The organism is Catenibacterium sp. RTP21428st1_D7_RTP21428_210409, from assembly GCF_040227455.1.
Lineage (GTDB): Bacteria > Bacillota_I > Bacilli_A > Erysipelotrichales > Coprobacillaceae > Catenibacterium > Catenibacterium mitsuoka_A.
In genome coordinates, this window is record NZ_JBEHVX010000003.1 from 16,962 (window position 1) to 42,628 (window position 25,667).

Consider the following 25,667-nt stretch of genomic DNA (forward strand, 5'->3'; position numbering starts at 1 on the left):
ATGAGAGATACAGAAGTATTTGCGAGTGTTGAGCGAGAATTGAATAGACAAAGAAACAATATTGAATTAATTGCTTCCGAAAACTTTGTATCTAAAGAAATTATGGAGCTTGCGGGCTCAGTTCTAACAAATAAATATGCTGAAGGATATCCAGGTAAGAGATATTATGGTGGATGTCAGTTTGTGGATGAAGTAGAAACATTAGCACAGGAAAGACTTAAGAAGCTATTTGGCTGTGAGTATGCAAATGTTCAGCCTCATTCTGGTGCACAAGCGAATACAGCTGTTTATTTTGCTTTATTACAGCCAGGTGATAAAGTACTAGGTATGTCTTTAAATGATGGTGGGCATTTAACTCATGGACATCCATTAAACTACTCTGGTAAGACTTATGAATTCCATGCTTATGGTGTTGATAAGGAAACAGAAAGAATCGATTATGATGAATATAAGAGATTGTGTGAAGAAATCAAACCTAAGTTAGTTGTTGCAGGGGCAAGTGCTTATGCAAGAACGATTGATTTCAAATTCATGGCTGAAGTAGCACATAGTGTTGGAGCTATCTTTATGGTAGATATGGCACATATTGCTGGTTTAGTTGCTGCAGGAGATCATCCATCTCCATTCCCTTATGCAGATATCGTGACGACTACAACTCATAAGACTTTAAGAGGTCCTAGAGGTGGTGTCATCATGTGTAAGGAAAAGTATGCAAAAGATATTGATAGAGCTGTTTTCCCTGGTATGCAGGGTGGACCTCTTATGCATATTATTGCGGCTAAAGCAGCTTGCTTCTATGAAGCATTACAGCCTGAATTCAAGGAATATAGTCATCAAATCATTAAGAATGCAAAAGCTTTAGAAGAATCTTTAAAGGAAGAAGGATTCCGTCTTGTAACTGGTGGTACTGATAATCACCTATTACTTATTGATGTAAAGAGCAGCTGTGGTATTACAGGTAAGAAAGCTCAGAGATTACTTGATGAAATCAATATTACAGCTAATAAGAATGCGATTCCTTTCGATACAGAAAAACCTTTCAAGGCTTCTGGAATCCGTGTTGATACCCCAGCAATGACAACAAAAGGATTCAAGGAAGATGACTTCAGAGAAGTTGGAAAGATTATTGCTTATCGTTTAAAGAATGAAGAAACTGATGAAGTAAAGAATGAATGTCTTGCAAGAGTAAAGAAGTTAACTGATAAAGTGACTATGTATGACGATATTAAATACTAGGAGGTCATAAGATGGTTAAAGTACTCAATCATGCATTAATTAAACACAAACTCTCTATTATGAGAGAAGAAAAGACATCAAACTATATTTTCAAGCAGAACCTTGATGAAATCGCAATGTTGATGGCTTATGAAGTCACAAAAGATTATCCTTTAAAAGAAAAGGAAATTGAAACACCTATTTGTAAGACAACTGGTTATGAACTAGATAGAGATATTATTCTTGTACCTATCTTACGTGCTGGTGTGGGTCTTGTAGATGGCTTCAGAAGAATCATGCCAACTGCGAAAGTAGGTCATATTGGTATGTATAGAGATGAAGAAACATTGATTCCTCATGAATATTATGCTAAATTTCCTAAGGGATTAGAGAGCGCAAAGGTTATTGTTCTTGATCCTATGCTTGCTACTGGTGGTTCAGCTGATATGGCTATCCAGAATATTAAAAATCGTGGTGCGAAGGATATTGAACTTGTCTGCCTTGTAGGTGCACCTGAAGGTGTGAAATACATTGAAGAACATCATCCAGATGTAAAGCTTACTTTAGCTGCATTAGATGAAAAGCTAAATGACAAGGGATATATTGTACCAGGTTTAGGAGATGCGGGAGACCGCTTGTTTGGTACTAATTAATGGGATTTGATGAATATGAAGTAAGAAGAACTTCTGTTAAAGTATTTCTTGCAGGATTGATTCTTGCGGTTATACTTTCCATCATTCTTCATTCAATCAGCTACTGCTTAGGGTTTGTATTAGGTTATCTTATTGATTTATTAATTTTACAGATCAATATGAAAATGACTGATACAATACTTTCCATCCAGACTGCAGGTAAGACAATTGCGGTTATGTTATTTATGGCTAAATTGTTTATTTTTGCAGTAGGTTTTGCGATAGCTGGATTCTTTCCAGAAATAGTAAATATGTATACTGTATTTCTGGGCTATCTAGTAGTAAAGATTTCTATTTATATACATGCATATGGAGAAAGGAGGCGTATGAGATAATGAAAATCACTATTCAGCCAGAACTGATATCATCATTGATTGTGACTGTGATACTTTCTATTTTCTTTGTTTATGCAGGTAAAAAAATAAGAGAAGCAGATCCAACTAAGAGACCAAAAGGTGTGGTTCTTCTTGTTGAAACCGCCATTAAGATGGTTTACGATTATATGGGCACAATCATGCCTAAGAAATATGCGAAGAACTACTATCCTTATTTCTCTATGTTATTTGCATGGCTGTTGGTTTCTAACTTATTTGGATTAACAGGTTTTGATGCGCCAACTACTAACTACTCAATCACGTTATCCTTAACATTAATTACATGGGTATTAATTCAGATTAATGCGATTAAGTATCAGGGTGTTGGCAGTTATATTAAGGGAACTTTGATTCCCCCAACAAACCTATTTGGTTTGATTTCACCATTGATTTCTATATCAATGCGTATTTTCTGTAACTTATTGAGTGGTACATTTATTATGGCCTTAGTATATCAGGCAACATCATTCTTAAGTTACAAGTTGATTCCATTCAACTTTTTAGGACCAGTGGTAGCACCACTATTACATTGTTATTTCGATGTATTCTCTGGATGTGTACAAGCACTGGTATTCGTTACACTATCTTCAATTCTGATTTCTAATGAAAATCCAGATGAAGAATAAATGAAAAAAATGTCAATAGGAGGAAATTGATTATGACAAGAGGTTTAATTGCAATCGCTGCTGGTATTGCAGTACTTGCAGGTTTAGGTACAGGTATTGGTGAAGGTTTAGTTGCCGCTCATGCAGTATCTGCAATTGGAAGAAATCCTGAGGCTGAAAGCAAGATCCGTACTACTATGATCTTAGGTATCGCCTTAACAGAAACAGTAGCCCTCTATGGTTTACTTATTTCTTTCATCTTATTATTCGTATTCAAATAAAAAATAGTTTAAGGAGGAAAAAACTATGCCAGATATAGCCGCAAAGTTATTTCCAAACCCTACCACTATGATTGTTCAGTTATGTTCCACTGCAATCATGCTTCTTCTGTTCAAGAAATATTTATGGAATTATGTATTAGAATTCTTCCAGAAGAGAGCTGATTTTATAGAAGGTAATATCAATGATGCGAAGGCTAAGAATGAAAAAGCATCTGAATATCTTCTAGAAAGTGAAAAGCAGGCTAAAGAAGCTGCAAAACAGTATAAAGAAATCATAGATCAGGCTAAGGAAGATGCCGTAAAGGCTAAGAGTAAAATCATGGATGAAGCTAACAAGCAGGCTCAAGAAAAGATTGAACAGGCTCGCCATGAAATTGAATCTGAAAAGCTTGCAGCACAGGATGAAATGAAGAAAGAAATTGTGGATGTTGCTGTTGAAGTGGCTACTAAAGTCATGGATCAGAATATGAATACTGAAGCCAATAAAGCTTTAGTAGATGATTTCGTAAAACAGGTTGTTAACTAATGGATGCAAATGTTGCAGAACGTTATGCTGAAAGCTTATATCAGTTAGCGTTAGAAGATCATGCGCTAGAAGATTATCTAGCAGACATGAAACTAGTTGATACAGTTTTAGAAAGTAATCCAGAATTTGAAAAATTCTTCTCTCATGTGCTTGTAGATGATGAAGCAAAGTGTGCATTACTTGATAAAGGTTTTGGCACTTCAGTAAATCATTATGTATTGAATTTTCTTAAACTGCTTGTAAAGAAAAGAAGAACAAGATACATTGCGCCTATTACAAAAAGCTTTATTAAGATGAGTAATAAGCATCTTGGTATCGAGGAAGGCGTTATCTTCACACCTTTCGCATTAAGCGATGAACAGGTTAAGACAATTGAAGAAGCGATTTCTCAGAAAGAAAACAAAACAATTACTTTAAGAACTGTTGAAGATAAGACACTTATTGGTGGTGTTAAGGTTCAGATTGAGAACCGTGTCTATGATGGCTCATTAAAGAACAAAGTCAGCAAGCTCAAGACTGAGCTGTTGAGAAAGTAGGTGACGCAAGTGGCATTAAGACCCGATGAAATCAGTGCTTTAATCAAAGAGCAGATTAAGCATTATGATGATGTCATGGAACAGAAAGACGTCGGAACAGTTATGACTGTTGGTGACGGTGTCAGTGTTGTTCATGGTTTAGACAATGCAATGCTAGGTGAATTGATCCTTTTCCCAGGTGATGTTTATGGTATGGTCATGAACCTAGATGAAGATAGTGTTGGTGTTACTTTATTAGGTAATGCGGACGAAATTAAAGAAGGCGACGAAGTAAGACGTACAGGTAAGATCATTGAAGTACCTGTAGGTGATGCAATGCTTGGTCGTGTCGTTAACCCTTTAGGACAGCCTATTGATGGTCAGGGTGAAATTATCACTACAAAGACTAGACCAATCGAAAGAGTGGCTCCTGGTGTTATGACAAGAAAATCAGTAGATCAGCCAGTACAGACTGGTATCACTACTATTGATGCAATTATTCCAGTTGGTAGAGGTCAGCGTGAGTTAATCATCGGTGACAGACAGACTGGTAAAACAGCTATCGCTGTTGATACAATCATCAACCAAAAAGGTCAGGATATGTACTGTATCTATGTAGCAATTGGTCAGAAGAACTCTACAGTTGCACAGGTTGTTGAAAAATTAAAGAAGGCAGGCGCAATGGATTATACTGTTGTTGTTTCTGCATCAGCTTCTGAACTTGCTCCAGTTCAGTATATTGCTCCTTATGCAGGTTGTGCTATTGCTGAAGAATGGCTTGACCAGGGTAAGGATGTATTAATCGTTTATGATGATTTAAGTAAGCATGCCGTAGCTTATCGTACAGTGTCTCTATTATTAAAGAGACCACCAGGACGTGAAGCTTATCCAGGTGATGTATTCTACTTACATTCAAGACTATTAGAAAGATCTTGTCGTTTAAATGAAGAAAATGGCGGAGGTTCTATTACTGCCCTTCCTATCATTGAAACACAGGCAGGTGATATCTCAGCATATATCCCTACTAACGTTATTTCTATTACTGATGGTCAGATCTTCTTACAGCAGGAATTATTCAATGCTGGTTTCAGACCTGCCATTGATACAGGTTTATCTGTATCACGTGTAGGTTCTACAGCACAGATCAAGGCTATGAAGCAGGTTTCTAGAAACTTGAAGTATGAATTAGCGCAGTATGAAGAAATGCAGTCATTCGCACAGTTTGGTTCTGACTTAGATGCAGCAACTAAGAATGCGATTGAACATGGTGAACGTGTACGTGAAGTATTAAAGCAGGCACAGTATGCACCAAGAGATGTTATTGATCAGATTATTACTCTATTTGCACTTGAAAATGGATTCGTTAAGAATGTTAAAGTGGAAAAGGTACAGGAATACATGGATGGTTTAGTAGAGAAGTTTGCTGTTGCACATAGTGATCTTCTTGATGAAATCAGAGAAAAGAAAGTATTATCTGATGAATTAACTGCTAAGTTGAAGGAAGCTGTTAAGGCTTATACAACTCAGTTCGAAAACTTACAGAAAGCTGAGGCTTAATTATGGCTGGGCAGATGCAAGCCATCAAGCGTCGTATCAAATCAATTGAATCTACTAAGAAAATCACAAGAGCTATGGAACTTGTTGCTAGCTCTAAGCTTTCTAAGACTAGAAATCAGTTGAATGACATGAAACCTTATTATACACAGGTAAAAGATACTTGTGCACAGATCTTATCTTCTGCAGGAAATGATATTGATTCTCCTTATTTAGTATTAAATAATAAGGGTAAAGATGTTTATATCGTTATCACTTCTACTTTAGGATTATGTGGTGGATATAACTCAAATATCTTTAAGCAGGTTGAAGCATCAGTCAATGATGCCAAGAAGATTATTGCGATTGGTAATAAAGGCTTAAATCAGTTTAAGAAACATTTTAAAGGTGAAGTAGATGGTACTTATGTAGACCTTAATACGACCCTTGATTTTAGAAGTGTTGTGAGATTAGTTGCTTCACTCCTAGAAGGCTATAAGAAAAAAGAAATTAAGTCTATTCATATTGTATATACAGAATATGTGAATGATTTAACTTTCGTACCTAGAGATGTGACTCTTCTTCCACTTAAGGCTGAAGATCTTGTCTCTGATAAGAAATTCCATAAAGATACATTGTTTGAACCAAGTCCTGAATCAGTACTTGGAAGCTTAATTCCGATGTATTTACAGGCCGTTATCTATGGTTACTTGATTGAATCAGTGACTGCAGAAAATGCGTCTAGAAGAACATCTATGAAGAACGCAACAGACAATGCTAATGAATTAACAGATGAGTTGTTATTAAAATACAACCAGGCACGTCAGAGCGCGATTACAAGTGAAGTAAGTGAAATCGTTGCTGGTGCCAATGCACAATAAGAAGGAGGTGCCATATGTCTTTGAATGTTGGTAAGATTATCAAGGCTCAGGGTCCAGTTGTCGATGTACAGTTTGCTGCTGATAAAGATCTTCCAGATCTAAATACAGCCATCACAATTGATAACCATGGTGAAGAGTTAACTGTAGAAGTTGCTCAGCATATTGGTGATGATATTGTAAGATGTATCGCAATGGGTCCTACTGATGGTCTAACAAGAGGTATGGATGCTGTGGATACTAATGCACCTATTAGTGTTCCAGTAGGTAATAAAACACTTGGTAGAATGTTCAACGTATTAGGACATTCTATTGATGGTAAAGATGAATTGACTGAAGAAAAACATATGCCAATTCATAGATCAGCACCTACATTTGCTGATCAGAGAACAGAAACTGAAATTCTTGAAACAGGTATTAAAGTCGTAGACTTGATCTGTCCATTCATCAAGGGTGGTAAGATCGGATTGTTCGGTGGTGCCGGTGTAGGTAAGACAGTTCTTATCCAGGAATTCATCAACAACATCGCAACTGAACACAACGGTTTATCAGTATTCGCCGGTGTTGGTGAACGTTCTCGTGAAGGTAATGATTTGTACTATGAAATGAAAGAAAGTGGTGTATTAGATAAGACAACACTAGTGTTTGGTCAGATGAATGAACCACCTGGATCAAGACTTAGAGTTGCATTATCAGCACTTACTATGGCGGAATATTTCCGTGATGAACAGGGACAGGATGTCTTACTATTCATCGATAATATCTTCCGTTTCACTCAGGCTGGTTCAGAAGTATCTGCCCTACTTGGACGTGTTCCATCTCAGGCAGGTTATCAGCCAACTCTTGCAACTGAAATGGGTCAGTTACAGGAACGTATTACTTCAACTAAACAGGGTTCTATTACATCTGTACAGGCTGTATATGTACCTGCCGATGATATGACTGACCCTGCTCCAGCAACTACATTCACACATCTTGATGCAAGAGTTGTACTTGATCGTAGTATTGCAGCATTAGGTATTTACCCTGCAGTAGATCCACTAAACTCTTCTTCTAGAGGTCTTGATCCAAACGTTGTTGGTAAAGAACATTATGAAGTGGCTCATGGAGTAACTCAGATGTTACAGAAATATCAGGAATTACAGGATATCATCGCAATTCTTGGTATGGATGAATTGAGTGAAGAAGATAAACTAATCGTTGCACGTGCAAGAAGAATTAGAAACTTCTTATCACAGCCATTTACTGTTGCAGAACAGTTTACTGGTTTAGATGGTAAGTATGTACATGTAGAAGATACAGTAAAAGGATTTAAAGAAATTCTAGAAGGCAAATATGACGATTTACCAGAGCAGGCTTTCCATAATGTAGGTACTATTGAAGAAGCAGTAAAGAAAGCTGAATCTTTAAGTGAGTAAATTTCATTTACATATCGTCACTCCTAAAGGTACCTACAGGGATGTAGACGTAGATATTCTGAACATTAGAACAACTGATGGTCAGATGGGTATACTTGCTCACCATATGCCATTGGCGAGTGGTGTGGAAATCGCCGAAATGAATTATAGGATTGATAAAGACAGATATGAGTTCGCTGTTGGTGGTGGATTTGTTTATGTAGATGGTGATAATACTGTTACACTTATTGTGAATGATATTGAATCACCAGAAGAAATCGACCTACGTAGAGCTGAAGAAGCAAAGGCAAGAGCTGAAGAGAGATTAAGATCAAAGAATCCAGATGTCGATTTACAGCGTGCTGAAATTGCATTAAAGAAGGCTATTACACGTATTCAAGTCAAAAACAATTACTAGGATCCAGGGTTATTCCCTGGATTTTCTTTTGGAGAAGTTATGAAGAGAGAATATGTGAGAGTAAAAGATTATATACCTGATATATATGTGGAACTACGTTATGCAACAGAACGTAATTTTACACATACTAAAGTATATGATTTTGATGAAGCGTATTTAAGAAGAGGAACTACACTTAAACTCAAGAAGGTACAGGAAGAGTTAAAAGAAATAGGTTTTAGTTTAAAAATCTGGGATGCTTATAGACCATTTACTGCACAACAATATTTCTGGGAACTGATCCATGATGATGAGTTTGTTGCTGATCCTACAAATGGTCCTAAGACACATAATTTTGGAAATGTTGTAGATGTGACTCTTGTAAAGAGTGATGGAAGTGAAATAGATATGCCTACAGAGTTTGATGATTTTACGAGTCAAGCAAGTAGAGATTATTCATGGTTATCAGGTGATCCTCTTAAACATGTTCTATTACTAGAAGAAACAATGGAGAAGTATGGCTTTATAGGATATGAGGGGAATGGTGGCATTATACAGATGAAGATTCTTATGACTATGTAGAATTCAAGCCAAATGAAAGACACAGCTAATAATGACGCTGTGCCTTTTTAATTAGAGTATAAATAATAAGTGTAAGTAATATCCCAATACATGCTCCTGTAGAGTCTATCAGTACATCTCTAAAGCTTGCACTACGTCCTCCTACAAAGAACTGATGAAGTTCATCTGAACATGCATAGAGGAAACTCACTAGTAGTGATATAAAGCATTTAAAGCGTAATGGATAAGTTTCATAAGTAAACATCAGCAACATTGTAAGAATACTTAAAACGAAATATACAAACATATGTGCACATTTACGAATAACGAATTCTATAAAGCTAAAAGCATCTGTAGATAATGTATCCACTATATTGTGTCCAGTCAATGTCTTAGATATATGTCCTATGAGATAGATGACTGATTGAGAAGAAGAGGAACTTTTAGGACCTGTTTGATTAGAAAAACAGAATATAACCCCCATCCAGATTATGATTAATAGAGTAAGTAGTATACGTAATTTCTTCTTTTTAGTCATAATGTTTCTCCCCTTTCTTGAGTTTATAATATACAACATCTGTAAAGAAAAAACAAATGTGTAGTGTATAGGTATTTTTGCTTACATACACTGTATAATTGTAAACTTCATAATTATTTGAATATCAAATCATACGATAATGTTTGATAATCTGTAATTTAGATGTTATATTATTAAATGCATGGAAGCGCATTTATTTTGTGCTTATTGATTTTATTATTTTTACATCAGAATGAATTATGTGAAATTATTGATACAAATTGATGATTCATAATACAAATGTTAAAATGATTTAATGCGAAGGAGGACACACTGATGAAAAAACTATTTAAGAGATTATGCGTTACAGTTTTATCTTTCCTGATGGTTGTAAGTAGTACTACTCTTCCAGCATTTGGTGAAGATATTAACTATAATGAAAAGAATGATATAGCAAATAGCTTTAGGTATTCAAATGGACAAGTGAAGGAAAGAGGTAGTGCAAATTATGTTGCACGTGCTTCTGTGAATTCAGGATGGCCTGATGATCCAAAAGCAATTTGTAAGGGAATTGATGTAAGCTATCATAATGGCACTATTGACTGGAAGAAAGTCAAACAGTCAGAAGTAGAATATGCGATTATCAGATGTGGTTATGGTACAAATGATAAGAATCAGGATGATAAGAAATGGGAAGAAAATGTAAAGGGATGTATAGACAACAATATTCCTTATGGTGTCTACTTATATTCTTATGCGGATACTGTAGAAAAAGCTTCTAGTGAAGCAGATCATGCGATTCGTTTATTACAGGGAAAGAAGTTTAAGTATCCTGTTTATTATGATTTAGAAGAAGAGGCAATACGTAAGAAATTAAGTAAAACTGAAATTGCGAATATTGCGAAGACATTCTGTAATAAGTTATCTGCAAAGGGATATACTGTTGGTATTTATGCGAACAAAGATTGGTTTACTAATTATTTAACTGATAGTTGTTTTAATAACTGGACTAAGTGGGTTGCACAATATAATACAGTTTGTAATTACCAGGGTAAATATGATATGTGGCAGTGCTCTTGTACTGGGAAAATACCTGGTATCTCAACTAATGTAGATTTAAATTACTCTTATAGTCCATTTGAAAATTCAAATGGTGGAACTACTACTGAGTATTCTGATGGTTTGAATGAAATTCAAGGAGAACTATACTACTTCGAAAACAATCGAATTAATACATCATATAATGGTTTAGCTACTTATAAGGGAGATACATATCTTGTTACAAGAGGTATGGTCAATAAGACTCAGTCAGGACTTGTACAATCTGGTTCTAATTGGTACATGTTAACTAATGGTAAGCTTAATAAGGACTTTACTGATTTATATTATTACAATAATAATTGGTACTATATTGTGAATGGTGTATTAGATTGGACATTTAATGGTGTAGTAACTTACAATAATAACCTTTATTATGTAGAAGGCAGTACTATTTCATGGACATATAATAATGTTGCTGAATATAAAGGTACAAAGTATTATTTCTATAAGAGCCAGGTAGATTATGGATTTAATGATTTATTCTATACTGGAAATACTTGGTATTACATTAAAGATGGTAAAGTAGATACAAGTTATAATGACCTCTATTACTACAATAACACTTGGTATTATATTGAAAATGGAACAATTACCTGGAAATATACAAATCTAGTTAAATACAATGGTGCTATGTATTACGTAGACCGTAGTATGGTGAGATGGGATTATAAGGGTCTTGTAGAAAAAGATGGTACACTTTATTATGTTTCAAATAGTATGGTTGATTATCAATACAAGGGTCTTTATGAATACAATAATAAGTATTATTATGTTACAAATGGTGTTGTAGATCCACAATATACAGGTGTTGTAGAAAGCGGAAAAGATCTTCTCTATGTTAAAAAAGGTGTTGTAGATGAAGGCTATACACAATTAACTTATTATAAGAATACTTGGTATTATTTTGAAAAAGGTTCAGTTAACTGGGATTACAGTAACCCAATCTACTACAACAATGCTTGGTATTATGTAGATCATGGGTATATTAATTGGAAGTTTACAGACTTAGTTCTTTATAATGGGACTTGGTATTATGTAGTCAATGGTATTATTGATTTCGATTATACAGGGTTAGTGTATCATGCTGGTGGATGGTTCTACGTTTCTAAAGGAAAGGTAGACTGGAATCATTCGGGTCTCATCTACTACAACAATCAATGGTATTATATTGATCATGGTTATATTAACTGGAATTACAGTAATCCAATCTACTATAATAATGCCTGGTTCTATATTGATCATGGATATATTAATTGGAATTTTACAGACTTAATTATTTATAATGGTACTTGGTATTATGTAGTTAATGGTATTATTGATTTTAAGTATACAGGTTTAGTTTATCATGCTGGTGAATGGTACTATGTTTCTAAAGGAAAGGTAGACTGGAATCATTCAGGTCTTATTTACTACAATAAAGAATGGTTCTATATCGATCGTGGACGTATTAACTGGGATTACTGTAATCTCACTTACTATAATAAAACATGGTATTATGTGAATCATGGTAAGATTTATTGGGATTATTCAAACTTAGTTCTTTATAATGGTACTTGGTATTATGTGAAGAATGGTCAGATTGATTGGAACTTTACAGATTTAGTTCTTTATGAAGGTACATGGTACTATGTAAAGAAAGCGACCATTGATTATTCTTATAAGGGTCTTGTTTATCATTGTGGTGGATATTACTATGTAGAGAATGGTAAAATCAACTGGGGTTATAATGGTTATGCCCAGGTGAATAATAAAGGACCTCAATATAAAGTGGTTAATGGACAGCGTGTTTAAGAAGAGTGTTTATCACTCTTCTTTTTTTTATGAAGTTTAAATAAAATATTATTAGTAGAAGATCAATAATAGACATTAAATACAATAAAAACACTATCTAATACAAATATTTGATTAAAGGTATCTTTAAGAGTAAAATAATGATTAGGATGAAAAATCCAACTATTTTGGGAGAAAGGAGGCGACATTTCATGAAGAAACTAAGTAAGTTATTATTAGGCTTAATTTTATCTTTTATGGTTATTCAGGTACCTCTTGCTTTGAGTAATGCTGTATATGCAGTAGATGATACAACTACAGAAGATGTTGTTACACCAAAGTCAGGACTTGTCTATGAAGATAATCAGTTTGTCTATTATTCAAATGGAGAAGTAGATAAAGAATTTAAAGGGTTAGCTGAATACGAAGGTAAAAAGTATTATGTACAGAATGGGACTGTTGATACAACATTGACTGATGTAGTCTACATTGATGGCACTTGGTATTACATTGATCAAGGTCGCTTAAATGAAGAAACAAGAGATGTTATTTTCCACTGTGGTGGATGGTACTTTGTAGAAAACGGTACAATTGACTGGACTTATACAGGAGTTGTAGAACACTGTGGTGGCTATTTCTATGTAGATCATGGTCAGATTAACTGGAATTATACAGGTGGTTGTGAAACAGATGGTGTTTTATACTACATGCATAAAGGATCTCTTGATACAAGTAAGAGTGAGTTAACATACATCAACGGAACATGGTACTTGCTTGAAAAAGGTGTAGTTAATTATGATTATACTGGTTTAGCTATACATGATGGTAGATGGTACTATGTTGAAAATGGTGTTCTTAACTGGAATTATACAGGGTTAACTAAGTATTATAGTACTTGGTATTATGTAGTAAATGGTTATTTGGATTGGAATTTTAATGATTTAATTCTAAAGGATGGTACATGGTATTGTATCAGAAATGGTGTATTAGATTATAACTATACTGGTTTAGCTTTCCACTGTGGTGGATGGTATTATGTAGATCATGGTAAACTTGATTGGAACTATACAGGATTAACTAAGTATTATAGTACATGGTATATGGTAGTGAACGGTCAGTTAGATTGGCATTATACTAATCTTACTAAATATTATGACACTTGGTATTATGTAGAAAACGGTGTATTAAATTGGAACTTTAATGATCTTTTCCAATATTATAGTACATGGTATTATATTAGAAATGGTGTGTTAGACTGGAATTATATAGGTTTAGCTTATCATGCAGGTGGATGGTATTACATTAATCATGGTGCATTAGATTGGAATTATACAGGTCTTGCACAGGTTAATGGTCAAGGTAGATACTATGAAGTAGTTAATGGTGTTATGATTAATAGTCCACTAGACAAAATGCGTAATCTTGTACGTAATGAATCAAGTCCTACACAGTATATTATTCTTGTAGATAGAGCTGCACGTCGTGTTGGTATCTTTAGAGGAAGTAAGGGTAATTGGCAAGATGTTCAGTATTATCAGTGTTGTGTTGGTAAACCATCAACACCAACAGTAAGTGGTACTTTCTATGTAGGTTCTAAAGGTAAATACTTCAATACAGGTTCAAGAGGTAGATGCTGGTATTATACACAGATTACTGGTAACTACTTATTCCATTCAGTTATCTACGATAGACAGAATACACCAAAAAGAATCATTGATAATTCAATGGATAAGGCAGTATCTCATGGATGTGTTAGATTAGATATCGATCATGCTAAATGGATCTATGACAACATTCCTAGAAATACTAAAGTAATTATTTATTAATTCACTTTGAGGTTCCTCCTAGTTGGAGGAACTTTTTTAATGAAATTTATTGGTTTAAGTAAACGATGTTGACAAGAATTCTAAACAAGAATATATTTTAGTAGACTTATTCATTAATTACGGAGGTATCGCATGAAAAGGTTGATTGGTATTTTTATCTTTCTGCTTATTTGTGTTAGTTCACCTGTTTATGCAGATAATAAAGATCTTGTACAATATATTGGAGATTCATATACCCAAGGTTATTCTAAGGATGGACCAATAACTGGAGATGATTTATGGTATGTTCATGCAAGTCAAAAGGCAGGTGTTGATTATACACAGGCATCTCAGGGTGGTGTAGGATTTGTTGCAAAGTCTTATGGTCAGACATTTGATGATTTATTAGAGAAAGGTACAGGAAAAAATGCGAAATATGTAGTTATAGCAGGTGGCTATAATGATATGTATTATTCTTATGACACAATTAAAAACAAGGTTTATGATACAGTAAAAAAAGCACAAACCCTTTATCCTCAAGCACAAGTATTAGTTGCTATGACTGGTGATTCTATAGAGAATCGTAGTCGTTTTACTCAGGTTATAGAGGCTTATAAGGATGGTACAAAGCAGGCAGGAGGCACATATATCACTAATAGTGAATATGCTTTAAATGGAAATAAGGATTACTTTTCTTCAGATGGTTTTCATCCTAATAAATATGGACATTACTCAATTGGTGAAACCATCGGTGGCTATTTAATGAAATGTGAGGATGTAAAAGTTAATACTTATGCATCTACTATTACTATCGGTGCAGGTACATATGCGACTCAGTATGGTCATTTTATTGATGTCACAGGTGTTTATCATAATTACTATATGGTTGATGGTATTGTGGATCAATCTATTACAGGTGCTATTGAATATGAAGGGGAATATTATAAGGTAGACTCAGGTAAGATAGACACATCTTATAATGGTCCTTGGACTTGTGGTAAAACTACCTACTATCTTGTGAATGGTCATACAAATAAAAATATGACGGGGATAGTGAAGTATGGAAATGACTGGTACTTTGTGAATAATGGTATTGTCTTAACAGGTGATACACTTATTTATTACAATGGACAATGGCATTGTATTCATAATGGTAAGATTGATGATACGTATACAGGGTTAGTCGACTTCGGTGGAAAGACTTACTATGTGGTGAATGGTGTTGTAAATACATCTAGTAATGGTCTTACTTATATTAATGGAGAATGGTGTTATTTAGTGAATGGTGTTCTGGATACGAACTATAATAGTCTTATTTTCTATAATGGAACATGGTATTATGTGGATCATGGTAAGATCAACTGGAAGTATACAAATCTAGTGAAGTATTATAGTACTTGGTATTATGTAGAGAATGGCCAGATAAATTGGAATAAAAATACATTATGTCAGGTTAACGGAAGTGGTACTTTGTACTATGTTTCAAATGGTGTGATCAACTGGAACTATCAAGGATTAGCTTATTGTAATAATAACTGGTATTATATTGAGAAGGGTATTTATCAATCTTCATATTCAAGTTTAGTTTTGTATAATGGTGACTGGTATTATGTAAAGAATGGTCAGATTGATTGGAATTATACAAATCTTGTACAATATGGAAATACTTGGTTTTACGTAGAAAATGGAAAACTAAATTGGGGTGTTAATACTCTTTCTCAGGTTAATGGAACAGGTACATGGTATTATGTAGAAAATAGTCAGATAAACTGGCATTATACAGGTTTAACACTATATAAAGGTACTTGGTATTATATTGAGAAGGGTCAATTGAACTGGTCTTATAATGGATTGGTTTATTATAATGGTATTTGGTATTATGTAAAGAATGGTCTGATTGACTGGAATTACTCTAATCTCGTTTTATTTAATGGTACATGGTATTATGTGGATCATGGTCAGATAAACTGGCATAAGACCACCTTATCGCAGGTTAATGGGTCAGGTACTTGGTACTATGTAGAAAATGGTCAATTAAATTGGTCATATAATGGGTTGTTTTATTTCAATAAAACTTGGTATTATGTGAAGAATGGTAGTATAGACTGGAACTATTCTAATCTTGTTTATTATAATGGTAATTGGTATTATGTGGATCATGGTCAGATTGACTGGCATAAGACTACTTTATCACAGGTTAATGGATCAGGTACTTGGTACTATGTAGAAAATGGTCAATTGAATTGGTCATATAATGGGCCTTACAATTACAATGGAATAAATTACACAATACGTAATGGTATTGTTTGTTAGGGACAGTGTATGTCCCTTTTTTTATGCACAAAAAAGGATGTGATTAATCACATCCATTCTAACATTCTTCTGAAACGATGAACTTAGGTCTTCCTTTGATTTCATCATAAATCTGTGCAATATAGTAACCAATAATACCAAGACAGATCATGATAATACTACTAGAGAATAACTGAAGTAGAATAACTGTAGTAAAACCTCCTAAAGCTGTACCATTCACATACTGTACAATTGAGTTAATACCAAATACTACAGAGATAAGTAACATGATAAAACCACAAATAGTGACAATCTGCATAGGTGCAGAAGAGAAAGAAGTAATATTAAGTATTGCATACTTAATGAGTGATTTAGTAGACCACTTTGATTCCCCTGCTTCTCTTTCGGCAACTCTAAATGGAATCTGTGTTGTCTTAAATCCTACCCATGAAGATAAAGCTCTAAAGAAAGAATTCTTTTCCTTCATATTAAGTAGTACTAACATTACTTTTCTATCAAGAAGTTTGAAGTCTGATGCATTCATCATATCGATATTAGTCAGCTTAGAGATAATCTTATAGAAAGTATTAGCCATAAATCTATGGATACCTGATTCTTCTCCTCTATCCTCTTTGACAGCTTCTACAACTTCATATCCTTCCTGCCATAATTTATACATTTCTACAATTTTAATTGGTGGATGCTGTAAGTCACAGTCCATGACAACACAACAATCACCCTTTGCATATGTTAAACCTGCAGTAATTGCAGATTCTTTACCAAAGTTTCTAGAGAAATGAACACCTCTTACATGTTCATGTTTCTTTGATGCTGCTTGGATTCTATTCCAAGTATCATCCTTAGAACCATCATCCACAAATAAGATTTCATAAGGAATCGTGTGTTCTGTCATGATATCTACTACTACATTTGCGGTATTATCAATTAATAGTCCTTCATTATAAGATGGTATTATAATACTTAATAAACCTTCCATTTTAGTTCTCCTTACAATATTTTTTTCTATAAACTGCACTTATGATTATAAACAATATTGCGCCTGCTGTTAAGCCAATACCAAGTTTTTGGTGCTTTGTATGATATCTCATAGTAATTTTATTAGTACCAGAATGAAGTTTAATTGCATATAAGCAGTTTCCAAATGACTTTACTTCTGCTTTTTCGTTATTCACTAATACATCCCAACAATCATCTACAGGAACAGATAAATAGAGATAACTATCTTCATCTTCTGCGTTAACTGTTGTATCAATAGAACCATTCTTCATTGAGATATTGACTTCATTTTCACGTGCTGTTTTAGCACATTCATCCAATACATTTAAATCTAATGCGTAGAAATAGGCATTATCATAATTGAAATTAGAATCTGCAGATTCAACTCTGAGCTTTGTTTTTGAACTATCTGTTTCAATATGGAATACAGTTGGTGATAACCAGCATGCATACTTAGTAATCACATCTTTACCATTATAAACATAAGATTCAGAATCTGAATTCCAAGGGATAAAACCATAATAAACCATGTTCTTATGGTTAGAAGTATTCAATTTAATCTCTGTATTTGAATCATCCTTCTTCACTACTGAATATTTAACCGGTTTATAAATATCTTTTGAAGTATTGAATAACTGTTTAAATAATAAGTTCTGATAATCAAATGGGTTCAAATAGCCTTCTTCATTCTTAATTGCGTCAAAGTTATTACATGTAAATGCGAGAGGGATATAATATGGATTTGTATATGTATACTTACCATTTAACTTAGTATTGTTTTTCTTTACTAGACCAGTGTAGTTTTCTGAAGTTAATACATATTTCACACCAAGTAATGAATCAATACCTAACATAGATGTATTTGTGACAGTTAAACAATCTGCATAAGTAGGATAGCCACACTTATTTAAGAACTCTAACTGTGTACCATCTGGTGAAGAAGTATATCCACTTGTAGACATATATCTATATGATAATGGTTCATCATAGTTGGCAGTTAGATTACCTTCATACATAACTCTGTTAGATGTCTGTGTGATTCTATAGTTAGACTGATCATCATTCTGTATATTGCGGATGATCTTTTCTTGATTCTTTCTATATGATGTATATTCCAAATCATTCATACATAAAGAATTCGCAAGAAGACTAGAATTGATACCTAAATCAATAGAACCAACAATAAGTAATACTACAAGAAGTAACTGTTTTGTCTTTTGTTTAGTGATTAACTGACTAGAGATATATAAAGCAGTTAAAACAATGATCATAGCTACAGTTAAACAAGCATAAATCTTTTCCTGGTGTGCATAATGACGTGTTAATACAATGTTTAATATTGAGAATACAATTGCGACTACACCAGTCTTCACAATATTATTCTTCTCTTTTGCATATACACAATTGTATGCAGCTAAGAATAGAATAAAGAATTCAACTAGGAATGAATATCTATAGTTATAGCTTCCTACAAATTTAAAGAGTGAGAATACTAAATAAAGAGGATGCCAATAAAGACATAGAAGTATTCCAAATAAGAATACACCAAGTACAATCTTTACTTTTACTTTGATTTGTTTGTTGAAGAATACTGATAAAGCAAGTACTATCGCAAGTCCTCCACAAAATAATGCTGCAAATCCTAATTCACTATGAGCCCCATAGCTATACTTAGGAATAACGCTTAACATATTACCGACAAAAGAGAAGTCTAATAAATCTTTAAATGAAAGACTTCCTCTAGGCCCATTCGTTAAAGCACCGATAGTTGGTAAGAATAAGACAGCACTTACCATAACACCTAGAATCATGGCAAACACATATCTAATGCCAGTCTTAATAAACTGTATAAATGTCATCTTATTTTCTACTGCAAATAAGCAACATTCTAATAAGAACCAGATACCAGTGAAGACACAGCTGATTCCAGCCATATACCAGTTAAAGATAATAGCTAAACCTACCGCAATAGATAGATTCCAGTTCTTCTTTCCCTGTACAATATAATAAACCTGTAATAACATGAATGGTAACATGTACATGCCATCTAACCACATGATATTACTTGCCTGGAAGAAGCTATATTGACATAAACCATAACCGCAGGAAAGTAGAATAAAGAGAATACTATTGTCTTTATAAGATGTTTCAAATCTATTTGTGACAAAGTACGCAAAGGCGATAGATGCTAATGTAAGCTTTAATGCGACTACGATATTAAAGAATGTATAGAGATTCGCATTAGAGAAAAACAACAATAATAGATTAAATGGTGAAGATAAATAATAGCTAAATACAGCTACATTTGATCCACCCAGAGTTTTCCCAAAGCTATAAGTAATTGAGTTCTTTCCTGCAATAACATCTTTTAGATAAGAGAAAAAATCAATATACTGAATATTTGCATCCATTACAGCTAATGTTTTAGTGCCAAATGGTGCAAATCCATTTAATGCATAAATACATAAAATAATGAGTAAAGTAATAAGTCCGGATAGAAATATAATTTTACTTTTTTCTTTTTTATTCATAAGAACCCCCCCTTGAATTCAAACACAATAATTATAACATACCCTACTATATAATTCGATGTGATAGTCATGATACTACATTATTTGAAGGTATATGTATCAAATTATTTTCTGAAATTCTCTATTTTTTTTGATGTGTACAGTTAAATAGAATATAATAGTTACGTATGTGACCAAAAAAATAAGGAGAGTTTTATGAAAAAAGATAAAGATATATTTGATAGAATCATGGAGTGGAAGATCCTTAGTATCTTTAATCCGTTTTATAAGAAATATAAAGAAGTATTATTATATTTATTCTTTGGAGGTTTAACTACGTTCATTAGTATTGGTTCTTATGCCTTCTTTGATATCAGTATGCATATGGATCCAATGATTGCGAATATCTTTTCTTGGATACTTGCAGTATTATTTGCCTATGTGACAAATCGTATCTGGGTATTTGATAGTAATGCGGAAGGTATGAAAGGTATTATCCAGGAAATGGTATCTTTCTTTGGAGGACGTGTTGCCACTCTATTAATGGAAGAACTTATTTTATATGTGGGTATTAATTTGTTAAGTATGAATAGTATTGGTGTGAAGGGTGCAGCACAGATTCTTGTACTTATTGGTAACTACTTAATTAGTAAGTTATTTGTATTCAAGGGGAAATAATATGAAGTCTAAAAAGATAGAATATATCGATCTTGCGAATGTGATAGCCACATTTGCTGTTGTGTTTTTGCATGCTAATAGCTGTTTCTGGGATTTTAGTAAAGAAAGATATTGGATTACTGCAGATGTGATTGAAAGTGTTTTTATTTTTGCGGTTCCTTTGTTCTTCATGATCTCAAGTGTTACGCTTATTGATTATCAAAAAAGATATGATACTAAAACATATTTTAGAAAAAGATTTGCGAAAGCAGTGATTCCATTCTTGTTTTGGACATTATTCGCGTTAGTATTTGATATAGTTGTTTTAAAAACTATTTCTATATCTGATTTATCATTAGAGTTACTGTATAATGGTTTTGTTAATAATAGATTTTGTGGTTATTATTGGTTTTTTACGCCACTATTTATTATTTATTCATGTGTTCCTTTGTTTGCATCTATTGAAGAATCAAAAAGAATTAAAATATTCGAATATCTATTTATAGTTGGATTTATTTTCAATGGTACAATTCCATTTGTAATTAACGCATTTCATCTGGATTTGGTTTGGCCAGTTTCAATCTATGTTGTGAGTGGCTATAGTATTTTCACAATCATGGGCTATTTAATTCATAAAATAGATTTTACACCTAATCAAAGATGTATTATTTATTTTGTTGGTTTAGCTGGTTTATTAATGCATTTTGGTGGTACTTATTATGAATCATATGCATTAAACGGTGTTAGTATGATTTATAAGGAATTAACTCAAGCGCCTGTCTTGATGTATTCGGGTGCAATCTTCTTGTTTATTAAACAGATCTCTTCTAGAGTGATGAGTACTAAACTAGGTGGTATTGTGAATTTTGTGAAGAAATACACTTTTTCTATTTATTTATTGCACTTTTATGTTATTTCAGTATTTAACGAATATTTTGGTTTAATAAACTATAAAGCTTCAATTATCTATCGTCTAGGTATGCCTTTTATCGTTATTCCTATCACTATTATTATTGTAGCACTCATTCGTAAATTAAGATTAGGAAAGAAAGTATTGCCTTAAATTACATAATTTCACAGAAATTACACATAGATAGCGCTTGTAATAAGGTATAATAACGGCAATGAAGTGAATTATAGACTATTTTGTGGTATAGTAATTTATGTATAAACTTAAAAATAAGGATGTGAAAAAAGATGTATAAAAGGAAATTAAGAGGATGGGCGAAGCATTTAGACTTCTTAATTGCGGACCTTATCTGTCTACAGTTAGCTCTATTTCTAGCTTACTACATGCGTCATGGAATACTTGATATATATACAAGATCATTGTATGTCAATATTGCGATAGTCATGACACTATTAGATATGTTAATTATTATATTCTTTAATATTTTAAAGAATATTTTGAAGCGTAATAATATTACAGAAATGATTAAAGTAATAGAAAAATCATTATTATTAATGGTTGTATCTACTGCTTATATTTTCTATGCGCAAAAAGATGATGTATCACGTTTAACTTTAGGTTTTACATGTGTATTTGATGCAATGTTTACTTATATTATACATTGTGTGATGAAACCAATTGTAAGACGTAGAAGAAAGAATAATAAAAAATCTCTTATCGTGATTACAGAGTCTGAATTTATTGATTCTATTACAGAGAATAAGAAAATATTTGGTTTGGATGAATACCAGAGTGTTGGTTTTGCGGTTCTAGATAAGAATATGGAAGGTCAGAAATCAAACGGCTGGTCTATTGTGGCGTCTCAGGATACAGTTATAGATTATGTATTAAGACAATGGATGGATGAAGCTTTAGTGATTCTTCCTAGGGAAGATGTTTTCTCTACTTCTTTAGTTAAAGATTTAGCTGAAATGGGACTCGCTGTTCATGTAGAAATCAGTGAATATAACTCATTAAAGGGATATCGCAAACAGTTTGAAAGAATGGGTGAAAATCAGGTATTAACTGTCAGTATGAACTCTATTAATGAATATGACTGGATTGCCAAGAGAATACTAGATATTCTTGGTGGTTTAGTTGGCTGTGTGATTACTCTTATTTTAACTATCTTCTTAGGCCCAGCTATCTTTATTGCTTCTCCAGGACCAATCTTCTTTAAACAGAAGAGAGTTGGTAGAAATGGTAAAGTGTTCAATATGTATAAGTTTAGAAGTATGTATATGGATGCTGAAGAGCGTAAGAAAGAGCTTATGGCTCAAAATAGAGTTAAAGATGGTATGATGTTCAAACTTGAATATGACCCTCGTATTATTGGTTGTAAAAAGAAAGCCGATGGTACTATTAAGAAGGGTGTTGGTAATTTCATTAGAGACTGGTCTTTAGATGAATTCCCTCAGTTCTTTAATGTATTAAAGGGTGATATGAGTTTAGTAGGTACTAGACCCCCTACTCTTGATGAATGGAATAAGTATGAATTACGTCATAGAGCACGTCTTGCATTTAAGCCAGGTATTACAGGTTTATGGCAGGTAAGTGGTAGAAGTAATATCACTGACTTTGAAGAAATCGCAAGATTAGATAAAGAATATATCAAGAACTGGAGATTCAGTCATGATATTCAGATCTTATTGAAGACAGTACAGGTTGTTTTCAAAAAAGAAGGATCAATGTAAAGGAGTTATGAATATGCCATCAGTAAAGATTATTATTGCGACACATAAGAAGTATCGTATGCCTGATGATGAGATGTATATTCCTGTACAGGTTGGTGCAGAAGGTAAGGATGATCTTGGATATACACGTGATAATACAGGTGATAATATTTCTAATTTAAATTCACAGTATTGTGAATTAACAGGATTATATTGGGCTTGGAAGAACCTAGATGCAGATTATGTAGGTTTAGCCCATTATCGTAGACATTTTAGAGTAAAGAACAAGACAAAAGATCCTTTTGATTGTGTACTTACTTCTAAGGAAGCAGAAGAACTATTAAAGGATAATGATATCTTAGTGACTAAGAGACGTAATTATTATATTGAAACAATTTATGATCATTATGTTCATACACTTTATCCTGAACCATTAGATGAAACAAGAAAGATTATTGAAGAGAAGTGTCCAGAATATTTACCTGCTTTTGATAAGCATATGAAAGGTAAAACAATGCATGCCTTTAATATGTTTGTGATGAAGAAAGAATATTTTGATGCTTATTGTGAATGGTTATTTGATATTCTATTTGAACTTACTAAAAGATTTGAAGGTACTGAATATAATAGCTTCCATGCACGTTATCCAGGTAGAATTAGTGAAGTACTATTAGATGTCTGGATGAATGAGAACGGTTATGCCTACAAAGAAGTTCCATTTGTATATATGGAAAAGATCGATATGTTTAAAAAGGGAATGGGATTCTTAAAGGCTAAGTTCTTACATAAGAAGTATGGGGAGAGTTTTTAATGAGTTTATTTAAGAAAATAGTAACACTTGTTCTCGCAATGAGTTTGATGACTGGATGTTCTTTGACTAATAATGCGGATTCACAGAAGGTATTTAATTTTGCGGATTCTGGTTATGTGACATCTTTAGATGCATCAAAGGCTATTGATGAAACATCTACAAATGTGATTCAGGCATTTGGTGATGGTTTATATGCTTATGATGTAAAGAGTAAGCTTAAGCCAGCTATTGCGGAGAGTAAAAAAGTGAGTGAGGATGGCAAAACGTATACCTTTGAAATCAAAAAGAACGTGAAGTGGTCCAATGGAGATTCAGTGACTGCAGAAGACTTTGTTTATGCATGGAAGAGAGCCTTATCTATGCGTTCTGAAGCATCTAAGCTATTAACATCTTATGGTGCAGCCATTGCAGGTGCTGATGATATTTATAAAGGTTTAAAACCTGCGGATACTTTAGGTGTTTATGTAAAAAATAAGAAATTGGTTGTACATCTTCAATATAAGACAACACGTTTTATGGATTTAGTGACTCAGCCAGTCTTCTTCCCATTAAATCAGAAGTTTGTAGAAGCACAGGGAGATCAGTACGCTACTTCTCCTAAGACACTATTATCATGTGGGACATATAAGGTGTCTTCTATTTCTAAAGATAAGATTACTTTAAAGAAGAATAAGACATGTTACTTTGCGAGTAAATCAAATATTGATCAAGTGAATATGCTTTTTGGAATCAGTAATGATGAGAAAATCAGGTTATTTGATGAAGGTAAGATTGATTTTGCATCAGTGACTGGTGAGAAAGCGAAGAAATATGATGGAAAAGATTCAAGCACTGCAGATAATGATAGTGTGATGTGGGATTTAGTACCTAACTTCAAAGATCAGTATTTGTCAGACTTAAGAGTACGTGAAGCAATGTCTTTACTACTAAGAAGAGATAAATATGATGAAAATGTATTAAATGACGGAACTAAGAAAGCTGAAGGCTTACTTCCTATGGGTATCTGTTTCAACTCACAGAAGCAGTTTATGAGAGATGCCTCTAAATATAAGTTGAAACATAATAAAAAAGAAGCGAAGAAATCTTTATCTAAGCTTCTTAAAGAATATAAGTTAAAGAATTTTACTTTTACTTTAACTTATACAAAAGAATATCCACAATCAAAGCTTATTGCAAGTGAGATTAAAAAAGACCTTGAATCAACTAAACAATTTAAGGTGTATTTAAAAGAAGTGAATACAGTGGATTATGAACAGGCAGAATTATCTTTATTACGTATTAAAGGTACATGTAATGATGCTTATGATTATTTAGCCCCTCTTGCAGTTAATAATCAAGGTATTAATCATTATTGTAGTAATGAATTTAATAACTTCTTTACAGCTGCAGTCAATGCACAAAGTCAGGATGAACGTTATTATGCATTTTTAAATGCGGAAAGAGTCGCAATGCGTGACTATGCATTCATTCCTGTGATTCATCAGGGACAGAGATATCTTATTAATATGAGTGTCACTGATCTAATTAGTAATTTCTGTGGTGCACCATATAGTTTTAGATATATGAGCATGCGTTAATGAGGGGGTATTCA

At 33.3% G+C, this 25,667-nt stretch carries 23 protein-coding genes; 20 read left to right on the forward strand and 3 right to left on the reverse strand.

Annotation, left to right across the window (positions count from 1 at the left end):
- From glyA to ABUA27_RS00980, 12 genes are read left to right on the forward strand one after another with little or no spacing between them, the layout of a single operon-like run.
- The gene (gene glyA, locus ABUA27_RS00925; protein ID WP_349820050.1) at window positions 1-1,236 is read left to right on the forward strand and encodes a serine hydroxymethyltransferase; all 1,236 of its coding nucleotides are present in this window, start codon (window positions 1-3) and stop codon (window positions 1,234-1,236) included.
- A gap of 11 nt (window positions 1,237-1,247) precedes the next feature.
- Window positions 1,248-1,868: a uracil phosphoribosyltransferase gene (gene upp, locus ABUA27_RS00930; RefSeq protein WP_349820051.1), complete on the forward strand. Its 621-nt coding sequence runs from the start codon at window positions 1,248-1,250 to the stop codon at window positions 1,866-1,868.
- Window positions 1,868-2,242, forward strand: a complete 375-nt coding sequence (locus ABUA27_RS00935) for a hypothetical protein (protein WP_129981820.1) — start codon at window positions 1,868-1,870, stop codon at window positions 2,240-2,242. The genes upp and ABUA27_RS00935 overlap by 1 nt, the downstream gene beginning before the upstream one ends.
- Window positions 2,242-2,907, forward strand: a complete 666-nt coding sequence (locus tag ABUA27_RS00940; protein ID WP_022425536.1) for a F0F1 ATP synthase subunit A — start codon at window positions 2,242-2,244, stop codon at window positions 2,905-2,907. Before ABUA27_RS00935 ends, ABUA27_RS00940 begins: the two co-directional genes overlap by 1 nt.
- 32 nt (window positions 2,908-2,939) lie before the next feature.
- Window positions 2,940-3,167 carry an ATP synthase F0 subunit C gene (gene atpE / locus ABUA27_RS00945; protein ID WP_006506960.1) on the forward strand — a complete coding sequence of 76 codons (228 nt, stop codon included), beginning with the start codon at window positions 2,940-2,942 and terminating at the stop codon, window positions 3,165-3,167.
- A 25-nt stretch (window positions 3,168-3,192) separates the two neighbouring features.
- A complete protein-coding gene (gene atpF, locus ABUA27_RS00950; RefSeq protein WP_006506961.1) occupies window positions 3,193-3,693 on the forward strand; it encodes a F0F1 ATP synthase subunit B in 501 nt (166 codons plus the stop codon).
- Window positions 3,693-4,229, forward strand: a complete 537-nt coding sequence (locus ABUA27_RS00955) for a F0F1 ATP synthase subunit delta (protein ID WP_006506962.1) — start codon at window positions 3,693-3,695, stop codon at window positions 4,227-4,229. Before atpF ends, ABUA27_RS00955 begins: the two co-directional genes overlap by 1 nt.
- A 9-nt stretch (window positions 4,230-4,238) precedes the next feature.
- Entirely contained in the window at window positions 4,239-5,765 is a 1,527-nt protein-coding gene (gene atpA, locus ABUA27_RS00960; RefSeq protein ID WP_022425537.1) for a F0F1 ATP synthase subunit alpha, read from the forward strand.
- A 2-nt stretch (window positions 5,766-5,767) separates the two neighbouring features.
- Window positions 5,768-6,622 (forward strand): ATP synthase F1 subunit gamma, encoded by an 855-nt coding sequence (gene atpG, locus ABUA27_RS00965; protein ID WP_287845276.1) that lies wholly within the window; start codon window positions 5,768-5,770, stop codon window positions 6,620-6,622.
- A gap of 14 nt (window positions 6,623-6,636) precedes the next feature.
- Complete coding sequence (gene atpD, locus ABUA27_RS00970; protein WP_022425539.1) at window positions 6,637-8,037, forward strand: F0F1 ATP synthase subunit beta; 1,401 nt, start codon at window positions 6,637-6,639, stop codon at window positions 8,035-8,037.
- Window positions 8,030-8,434, forward strand: coding sequence for an ATP synthase F1 subunit epsilon (gene atpC / locus ABUA27_RS00975; RefSeq protein WP_022425540.1), 405 nt, complete (start codon window positions 8,030-8,032; stop codon window positions 8,432-8,434). The genes atpD and atpC overlap by 8 nt, the downstream gene beginning before the upstream one ends.
- Before the next feature lie 39 nt (window positions 8,435-8,473).
- Window positions 8,474-8,995, forward strand: coding sequence for a M15 family metallopeptidase (locus tag ABUA27_RS00980; RefSeq protein WP_349820052.1), 522 nt, complete (start codon window positions 8,474-8,476; stop codon window positions 8,993-8,995).
- Between the two features lie 25 nt (window positions 8,996-9,020).
- On the opposite strand, the gene ABUA27_RS00985 is transcribed toward ABUA27_RS00980, so the two are convergent.
- Window positions 9,021-9,512, reverse strand: coding sequence for a VanZ family protein (locus ABUA27_RS00985; protein WP_287845280.1), 492 nt, complete (start codon window positions 9,510-9,512; stop codon window positions 9,021-9,023).
- Between the two features lie 315 nt (window positions 9,513-9,827).
- Between ABUA27_RS00985 and ABUA27_RS00990 the strand changes: the two genes are divergently transcribed.
- The 3 genes from ABUA27_RS00990 to ABUA27_RS01000 all read left to right on the forward strand — a co-directional run bounded on the left by ABUA27_RS00990 (window position 9,828) and on the right by ABUA27_RS01000 (window position 16,480).
- Entirely contained in the window at window positions 9,828-12,383 is a 2,556-nt protein-coding gene (locus tag ABUA27_RS00990) for a GH25 family lysozyme (protein ID WP_349820053.1), read from the forward strand.
- 191 nt (window positions 12,384-12,574) lie between these two features.
- Window positions 12,575-14,188, forward strand: coding sequence for a L,D-transpeptidase family protein (locus tag ABUA27_RS00995; protein WP_349820054.1), 1,614 nt, complete (start codon window positions 12,575-12,577; stop codon window positions 14,186-14,188).
- Between the two features lie 132 nt (window positions 14,189-14,320).
- Window positions 14,321-16,480, forward strand: a complete 2,160-nt coding sequence (locus ABUA27_RS01000) for an SGNH/GDSL hydrolase family protein (RefSeq protein WP_349820055.1) — start codon at window positions 14,321-14,323, stop codon at window positions 16,478-16,480.
- 58 nt (window positions 16,481-16,538) lie between these two features.
- Here the strand turns inward: ABUA27_RS01000 and ABUA27_RS01005 are convergent, their stop codons facing one another.
- Entirely contained in the window at window positions 16,539-17,456 is a 918-nt protein-coding gene (locus ABUA27_RS01005) for a glycosyltransferase family 2 protein (RefSeq protein WP_287846650.1), read from the reverse strand.
- A gap of 1 nt (window position 17,457) precedes the next feature.
- A complete protein-coding gene (locus tag ABUA27_RS01010) occupies window positions 17,458-20,007 on the reverse strand; it encodes a YfhO family protein (RefSeq protein ID WP_349820056.1) in 2,550 nt (849 codons plus the stop codon).
- Between the two features lie 195 nt (window positions 20,008-20,202).
- Here ABUA27_RS01010 and ABUA27_RS01015 point away from each other — a divergent pair, with 195 nt between their 5' ends.
- The 5 genes from ABUA27_RS01015 to ABUA27_RS01035 all read left to right on the forward strand — a co-directional run bounded on the left by ABUA27_RS01015 (window position 20,203) and on the right by ABUA27_RS01035 (window position 25,653).
- Window positions 20,203-20,664, forward strand: coding sequence for a GtrA family protein (locus ABUA27_RS01015; RefSeq protein ID WP_349820057.1), 462 nt, complete (start codon window positions 20,203-20,205; stop codon window positions 20,662-20,664).
- 1 nt (window position 20,665) lies between these two features.
- A complete protein-coding gene (locus tag ABUA27_RS01020; RefSeq protein ID WP_349820058.1) occupies window positions 20,666-21,706 on the forward strand; it encodes an acyltransferase in 1,041 nt (346 codons plus the stop codon).
- 134 nt (window positions 21,707-21,840) lie between these two features.
- A complete protein-coding gene (locus ABUA27_RS01025) occupies window positions 21,841-23,286 on the forward strand; it encodes a sugar transferase (protein ID WP_303353141.1) in 1,446 nt (481 codons plus the stop codon).
- A gap of 13 nt (window positions 23,287-23,299) precedes the next feature.
- Window positions 23,300-24,076, forward strand: a complete 777-nt coding sequence (locus tag ABUA27_RS01030; RefSeq protein WP_192924022.1) for a DUF4422 domain-containing protein — start codon at window positions 23,300-23,302, stop codon at window positions 24,074-24,076.
- Complete coding sequence (locus ABUA27_RS01035; RefSeq protein ID WP_349820059.1) at window positions 24,076-25,653, forward strand: peptide ABC transporter substrate-binding protein; 1,578 nt, start codon at window positions 24,076-24,078, stop codon at window positions 25,651-25,653. Before ABUA27_RS01030 ends, ABUA27_RS01035 begins: the two co-directional genes overlap by 1 nt.
- The last annotated feature ends 14 nt before the right edge of the window (window positions 25,654-25,667 follow it).